This window comes from Sulfitobacter sp. L-8, from assembly GCF_056859255.1.
Map to the genome: position 1 here is coordinate 1 of NZ_JBSXOD010000003.1, position 7209 is coordinate 7209.

Sequence of the window (7209 nt, forward strand, 5' to 3'; positions counted from 1 at the left end):
CCCACCTCATGCTCCAAACCCGGGCCCGCGCGCTTGACGGGACTCTCCGCGCCAAGTTCGAGCAGTGGTATCCCGGTCTGAAATCTCACGAAGAAACGCAAATGGTGGCCTGATTGCCCCGCACTTTGCGGTGCTCTCCACCTAGCCCGAGCGCACCTATTACGCCGCCGCCCCCGAAGAGGTAAAAAGTGCAATCATCCGATCAACAGACGCCGATGTCAGCTAGCGGAGGGGTCTTCATCCCCGACAACGCCAGACCCCTTCCCAGTGCTCCGTCCTCGTCGCCACCGCCGAAGAAGTGAGGGGGCGTGCCTAATGCGCACTTCTGAGATTTCTCCGGCAGGAATTATCGTTATTTCCGGCCCCCAGTCACCATGCTCGGGATCAACTTTTTCCCACTCACCGGATTCTTTGTCTCGGTAGTCAGTTACATAGAGTGCGATAGAGCCATCTTGCCCGAGTATCATTGGGCCGAAGGGCGCTTTCTTGAAGTCGTCAAGACGCTCGCATTGCAGTGTCGTCCCGTCTTTTTTTACGACAGTGATCTGCGACGGTCCGGAATCTTCTCGATTGATAACGGTTTCCCATGCGGCGGTATTTCTGTCTGACGACGATATTCCTGCGCCACGCAGAATTTCTGGAAGGCTGTTAACGCTCACACGCCGCCAGATGGCAGCGACAATGAGTGCAGCCACTATACCCCCAACACTGACAGCGTATCCGGCCCCTAAGGGCAATGCGGCAGCATCGCTGGATGTGGGGCCCCACGCCAGATAGATCGCCAGCAGTAGAGCAGATGCGGCTTGCGCTATGAACGTAAAGACAAGGGCAATCGCCAAAGTGTCCAATGTCTGGTGCGTGCTATCGCGCCCGGTGTAGGCCAGCCGATAAGAAAGATATCCGGCAACCAAAATCGCCAGGGTTTGATAGGGTAGCTGTAAGAGCCTTTCGATAGCTTCCATGCCGATAGTCAGAGCACTGTTTCGCCGCGCCTGCAACATGGCTGCGCGCAGCCATGCGGGCGGCGTTACTGCTTGTAAGCTGAAAAAATCTCACTACTGCGAGGGGCTGAAAAGTATAGTAACTATACCATTTTCATCTTATATTATCCTTCATGAAGTTCGAGTATGACCCCGACAAGAGCGCCGCGAACCGTGAAAAGCACGGGATCGACTTTGATGAGGCCCAGGCTCTCTGGGACGATCCTTATCTGATCGAGGCCCCCGCCAATGTCACGGATGAGCCGCGCTTTCTGGCGGTTGGCATGATCGGGGCCAGACACTGGACGGCTGTCTACACATACCGGAGCGACCGGGTGCGGATCATCTCCGTGCGCCGCGCTCGCAAGCAGGAGATTGACCACTATGAAGGCGACTGAATTCGACGAACGCTTCGACGCGGGCGAAGACATGTCCGCCCATGTCGATTGGACAAAGGCGCGCCGACTCAATGTTGAGGCCAAGCGGGTGAACGTGGATTTCCCGACCTGGGTTGTCGCCGGTCTGGACCGGCAGGCCCAGAAGCTCGGCATCACCCGTCAGGCACTGATCAAGATGTGGATCGCTGAGCGCCTAGAGTGACGCCCAATGCGCTCAGGTGCGCATGAAGCCAGGCTTGTCGCCATCCGTAGAGAGAGAAGCCGTAGTATAGAGCCGACCGATGGCGGCAAGAAAGACCACTAATTCATGAATTTGTTCAACCGTAAGACCCTGAAGCGCCACATCAAAGCCGATCCGATCCCGTCAGAGCATCTGGCTGCGCTGGAAGCCTGGGCGGAGCTGATCAGCTCGGGCCGGATTGAACGCCTGAAGGAAACCGCCCTGCATGGGCAGTTCGCCTCCAAGATCGTCGAAGGGGTTCTCGGCTACCACGGCCCCGCTGGCGGCGCAGATTACAACGTTTCCACGGAACAGAATATCCTGCGCGGCAGCGTCGATCTCGCGCTTGGGCGCTTTGGCGGCAAGACGCCTGACATCGTTGCGCCATTTGAGCTGAAGGGCGCGGATACCCGCGACCTCGATGCTATCATGCCGGGCCGGAACAAGAGCCCCGTTCAACAGGCGTGGGAATACGCCATGAACGCACGCGGCGTGAAATGGGTTCTGGTCTCGAACATGATCGAGCTGCGTTTCTACGGTTTTGGGGAAGGCACCTCGACCTATGAAGTGTTCCACCTCGACCAGCTGACAGACCCAAAAGAATATGCGCGTTTCATGCTGCTGCTGTCAGCGGAAAACCTGCTGTCTGGCCGCACGGCTGATCTGCTGAAAGAAAGCCGCCGCGAAGACAAGGACATCACAGACAGCCTGTATCAGGACTACAAGGACCTGCGCCTCAAGCTCCTGAGCGCCGTCCAGAAGGCCGATGCCGCGATCGCGCCCCTCGAAGCGATCGCCCTCGCGCAGAAGATCCTTGATCGGGTGCTGTTCATCGCCTTTGCCGAAGACACCGGCCTTCTGCCAGACAACACCCTCGAAAACGCCTTCGTCGCCCGTGATTCCTACAATCCCCGCCCCGTCTGGGACAACTTCAAGGGCCTGTTCCGCGCCATCGACGAAGGCAACAGTGATCTGAAAATCCCCCGCTACAACGGGGGCCTGTTCCGTCAGGACGACACGATCAACGCCCTGAGCCTGCCCGATGACATCTGCGAAGGGTTCAAGACCCTTGGCGATTATGACTTCGCCTCCGAAGTCTCGGTCACCGTCCTAGGCCACATCTTTGAACAGTCGATCGCTGACGTTGAACGCCTGCAAGCGATCGCGCGCGGCGAAGAGGAAGAGCCCGAGAAGACCACTGGCACAAGCGGGCGGCGTAAGCGGGACGGGGTGGTCTACACCCCCGACTACATCGCGCGCTTCATTGTGGCCGAAACTCTTGGCACACACCTCAAAGAAATCTTCGAAGGCATCCTGCGCAACCACGCCAGGAAGGGCGTGGATGTCACCGACTATGAAAACATCGCCTGGCGGAAAAAGTCGGCCGAGTTGGAAGCCTGGCGAGCCTACCGCGACCGTCTGAAATCCCTGCGCATTGTCGATCCCGCCTGCGGCTCTGGCGTGTTCCTGATCATGGCGTTCGATTTCATGAAGGCCGAACTGACCCGCGTGAACGACAAAATCAAAGACCTTTTGCCCAAGGCCGAACATTTTGGCGACCTGCTCGACTATGTCCCGGACAGCGAGATTCTGACCGACAACCTCTTCGGCGTGGACGTGAACGAGGAAAGCATCGAGATCACCAAGCTGTCGCTCTGGATCAAGACCGCCCGGCGCGGCAAGGTTCTCGACAGTCTCTCGGGCAGCATCCGCGTCGGCGACAGCCTGATCGAGGACAGCAACTTCGCCTATCTCGATCACGCCTTCACCTGGGAAACCGCATTCCCCGGCGTCTTTGCCGAAGGCGGCTTTGACGTGGTCTTGGGCAATCCGCCCTATGTTCGCATGGAATTTCTGAAGCTGCTGAAACCCTATCTGGAAAAGCGCTATGAGGTCGTGTCCGACCGGGCCGATCTCTACTGCTATTTTTACGAGCGCGGCCTGCGCCTGCTGAAGCCGGGCGGACGCTTGGGTTACATTTCCTCGAACACGTTCTTTAAGACCGGATCGGGCAAGCCCCTGCGCGAATACCTACTGAAGGAGGCCACCATCGAAAGTGTGGTCGATTTTGGCGATCTACAAGTCTTCGAAGGCGTGACCACCTACCCGGCGATCCTGACCATGAAACGCGGGGTCGCGCCCAAGGGGCATGAGCTGCGCTTCTGGAAAGTAGATGCCCTGCCAGACAATAACTTCCTCGCCACTTGGGAAGCTGCCGCCGGCCCGTATCCGCAAACTGCTCTGGGGGCCGGATCATGGGAGCTAGAAAACTCCGCCCTTCGCGCTCTGCGGGACAAGATCAAGAAAGGCAGGAAGACCCTAAAGGAAATCTATGGATCACCGCTCTACGGCATCAAGACCGGGTTGAACGCGGCCTTTGTGATCGACAATGCTACCAAGGAGCGTATCTGCGCCCAGGACCCAAAGTCTGCCGATCTGCTGAAACCCTTCCTCGAAGGCAAGGACCTGAAACGCTGGCGTGCCGAGCCGCGCGGCCTGTGGCTGATCTACATCCCTAAAAACCGGATCAACATTGACGATTATCCGGCCATTCGGGATTGGTTACTGCCATTTAAGGAACGCTTGGAATGTCGAGCGACCAAGCAAGAGTGGTTTGAACTTCAACAGCCACAAGAGGCATACGTGCCTGGTTTCGAGAAGACTAAAATCACGTATAGGGACATCGCCGCAGAGAACCCTTTTCACCTCGATAAATCCAGTAGTTACCTTGAAACAACCGCGTTTGCTTTGCCCTCCGATGACTATGCGATTGCGGGGCTTTTGAATTCGAAAACCCTGTGGTTCGTATTTCGCTCCTTAACTCCGCTTGCCAGCGGTGGATACTTCAGGATGAAGGCCCAATATGTCGGACAGTTGCCTATTCCAAGAATGCCTAAAAGCATCCGCCAAGCACTAGCATCGCAAGCCGTCATAGCTCAGAAAGCCGCCCAAGAACGTCTGAAGTTGCAAGCAGCTCTCACACGCCGCATCCCCGATCTCTGCCCGCCTGAACGCGAACCCAAGCTGACCAACAAGCTCAAGGAATGGTGGACCCTGCCCGACTTCGCCGCCTTCCGCGTCGAGGTGAAGAAGGTGTTCAAGGCCGACATTCCGCTGACCGATCGTTCCGACTGGGAAGACTGGATCAACCGCGACCGCGCCGAGATCGCCCGCCTGACCGCCGCAATCGCCCAGGCCGAAGCCCAGATCGACAGCATCGTCTATGACTTGTTCGATCTGACCGAAGAAGAAATCGCGCTGCTAGAGGCGGCGACCTAACCAGTGCCTACAGAGCGTGTTGCTCCGTAGCAACACCTAGAGACGCAAGAGAACAATTGAAGAACCCCTGCTTGCAATTTGGTAAATTTTCTGTTATAATAAAAAATGGACCGAACCCTTTTGGGGCCGGTCCTTTTCCGTAACCGCAGTGCGATTCGGCTTAACTGTCAAAGGGTATGTCCCATGAAGAGGAACACCCGTCAAGCAAAATCGTACTGCACCAGCGTCATGAAAGGACGTAAATGCAGTATACAATGCAAATTTTTGAGTACGAAGACAACGATCAGTTCCGTGTGATCGATCGTGAAGGAGAGCCTTGGTTCGTTTTGACTGAGGTCTGCAAAAAGATCGGAATTGCGAACCCGCGGGATGCCGCGAGCCGTCTTGATGATGATGAGAAGGATGGCGTCGGAATTTCCGACGCCATGGGAAGGGAGCAGAAGACCACGGTCATCAGCGAGTCCGGCCTTTACTCTCTCGTGCTGCGTTCATCCAAGCCAGAAGCAAAGCGTTTCAAGAAATGGATCACCTCAGAAGTCCTTCCGAGCATTCGGAAAACCGGCTCTTATGGTGGTCACGTTCCTGCGTTCATCAAGCGCTACAACGAGAACTGGAACCGGGTCAGCGGTGGTCATTTCTCAGTGATCAACGAACTGGTTGTCAGGTTGTGGGGACGCCTTGAAATGGTCGGCCACATGATGGCGGATCGGGCCCCGAACGGGACGCAACTACGCCCCGATACCAGCGTAGGAAAGCTCTTCGCAAAGTGGCTCGACGAGAACCATCCCCAGCTGTGTGGATCTCATTCGATGTATTCACACAAGACAGATGAGTGGGAAGGTGATGCAAGGCAGTATCCAAACAGCATGCTGCCGCTGTTCATCGAATTCGTTGATAACGTTTGGATTCCCGAGCATTCGGAGCGTTACTTCAACACTCGTGACCCAGCGGCGCTGCCCCATCTGCCCAAGTTGCTACCAGCGAAGGCGGCTTAAGATCGTCCGCCCCCTTGGGGGCGTCCGCGCGAAGCGCCGGGCCTGTCGGCGGGTGGCCTCTAGGCTGCCCGCCGACAGGTCACCCTGAAACCGCCTACAACCAAGATCACGCCACAACGCAAATAGGCCCCCGCCTGATGACGGGGGCCTCGATCATTTCAGCGGTGCGGGCTGTTACTCAGCGGCCATCCGGTCGGCCTGCGCGGTTCGATCCATGATGTAATCCACGGCCTTCTGGGCCTCGGACGCGGCGCGGAATATCGCGCGGCTGTCTTCCTTCATCGCCTCAAGCCACCCTTCGACATAGGCCGCGCTCTGGTCAAATTCAGGCTCCACCCCGATCTGCGCGCAAAGCATGCAGTTTCCGATTTCTGCGACCAGCTCCTCGAACGCGTAGGCCTTGCGGTCATTGAACCGGCCCAAGCGGTCCAGTCGCTTTGTCGCCCCTGTCCAATGGGTCAGCTCATGCGCCAAGGTGCCGTAATACCCTGCGGCCCTGTGAAACGTGCCAATCGGCGGCATGTGGATGCGGTCGGTCTTGATGTTGTAATAGGCGCGCGGCTCCTCGGTGCTGTCGATCTGCGCGCCGGTCGCGGCAAAGAATGCCTCCAACGCTGGATCGGCGACGGTGCCAAGATCACGGGGCGGATCGGGCAGAATGTAGAATTCAGCGGGCAAACCCTCGATTTGGTCGGCGTTGAACACGCGGTAGGCCTTGGCATAGGGGATCTGACGCTCTTCGCCGTTCTCGTCCTCGCGCTCGACGGTGCCGTATTTCACCACGGTGGCAGATTTCTCGCCCTTGCGGACATGGCCCCCAAGCTCCTTGGCCTGATTGAACGTCATCCAACGGGCTGAGCTGTAATCCTTCGCCATCGCCGTCGCCCAAAGCATCAGGATATTGATGCCCCGATAAGCTTCGCCGTTGAACCGTTCCGGCAAGCTGACCGATACACCGCCGCCGGTCCACGGCTTGCGCCAGGGCGGTGTTCCCGCCTCGATCTGCGCGATGATCTGGTTGGTGACATGGGAATAAACGTCAAACTTCTCTGCGGTCATTTGTGACCCTCCTTTGAGTGACGCGGTCCGGGTCTCTTCCCTTTCCGCCAATGGGCGGGCCTTCCTGTTCTGATCTTTGGAATGCCCATGCATTCCGAAGGGCAGAGCAGGTAAGGGCAAAGCCCGTCCTGCGGCCTGGCGGGGCCGTGACAACCGGGTGGAGGGCGTGAATTTGGGAGGGAACCGCGCGCCTTGCGCGTGGGAGGAACCGGAATTCTCGACCGGAACCGACGCCACAGGCGGCGCTTGCCGGTTTTCTCGGACCTGCCAGGATGGCA

At 57.7% G+C, this 7209-nt stretch carries 6 protein-coding genes; 4 read left to right on the forward strand and 2 right to left on the reverse strand.

Annotated elements, in window-relative coordinates; translation table 11 throughout:
• Positions 1-218 precede the first annotated feature (218 nt).
• Entirely contained in the window at positions 219-962 is a 744-nt protein-coding gene (locus AC13DE_RS00055; RefSeq protein ID WP_483046616.1) for a hypothetical protein, read from the reverse strand.
• A 152-nt stretch (positions 963-1114) separates the two neighbouring features.
• On the opposite strand from AC13DE_RS00055, the gene AC13DE_RS00060 reads away from it, so the two are divergent.
• The 4 genes from AC13DE_RS00060 (at position 1115) to AC13DE_RS00075 (ending at position 5872) form a co-directional block, all read left to right on the forward strand.
• Entirely contained in the window at positions 1115-1378 is a 264-nt protein-coding gene (locus AC13DE_RS00060; protein WP_037931641.1) for a BrnT family toxin, read from the forward strand.
• On the forward strand, positions 1365-1580 hold the full coding sequence (brnA, locus tag AC13DE_RS00065) for a type II toxin-antitoxin system BrnA family antitoxin (RefSeq protein ID WP_066009074.1): 216 nt from the start codon (positions 1365-1367) through the stop codon (positions 1578-1580). Before AC13DE_RS00060 ends, brnA begins: the two co-directional genes overlap by 14 nt.
• Before the next feature lie 105 nt (positions 1581-1685).
• Positions 1686-4877 (forward strand): Eco57I restriction-modification methylase domain-containing protein, encoded by a 3192-nt coding sequence (locus AC13DE_RS00070; protein ID WP_483046617.1) that lies wholly within the window; start codon positions 1686-1688, stop codon positions 4875-4877.
• A gap of 242 nt (positions 4878-5119) precedes the next feature.
• Entirely contained in the window at positions 5120-5872 is a 753-nt protein-coding gene (locus AC13DE_RS00075; protein WP_483046618.1) for a BRO-N domain-containing protein, read from the forward strand.
• Between the two features lie 174 nt (positions 5873-6046).
• Here AC13DE_RS00075 and AC13DE_RS00080 read toward each other — a convergent pair whose 3' ends face one another.
• A complete protein-coding gene (locus tag AC13DE_RS00080; RefSeq protein WP_483046619.1) occupies positions 6047-6931 on the reverse strand; it encodes an ArdC family protein in 885 nt (294 codons plus the stop codon).
• Between the last annotated feature and the right edge of the window lie 278 nt (positions 6932-7209).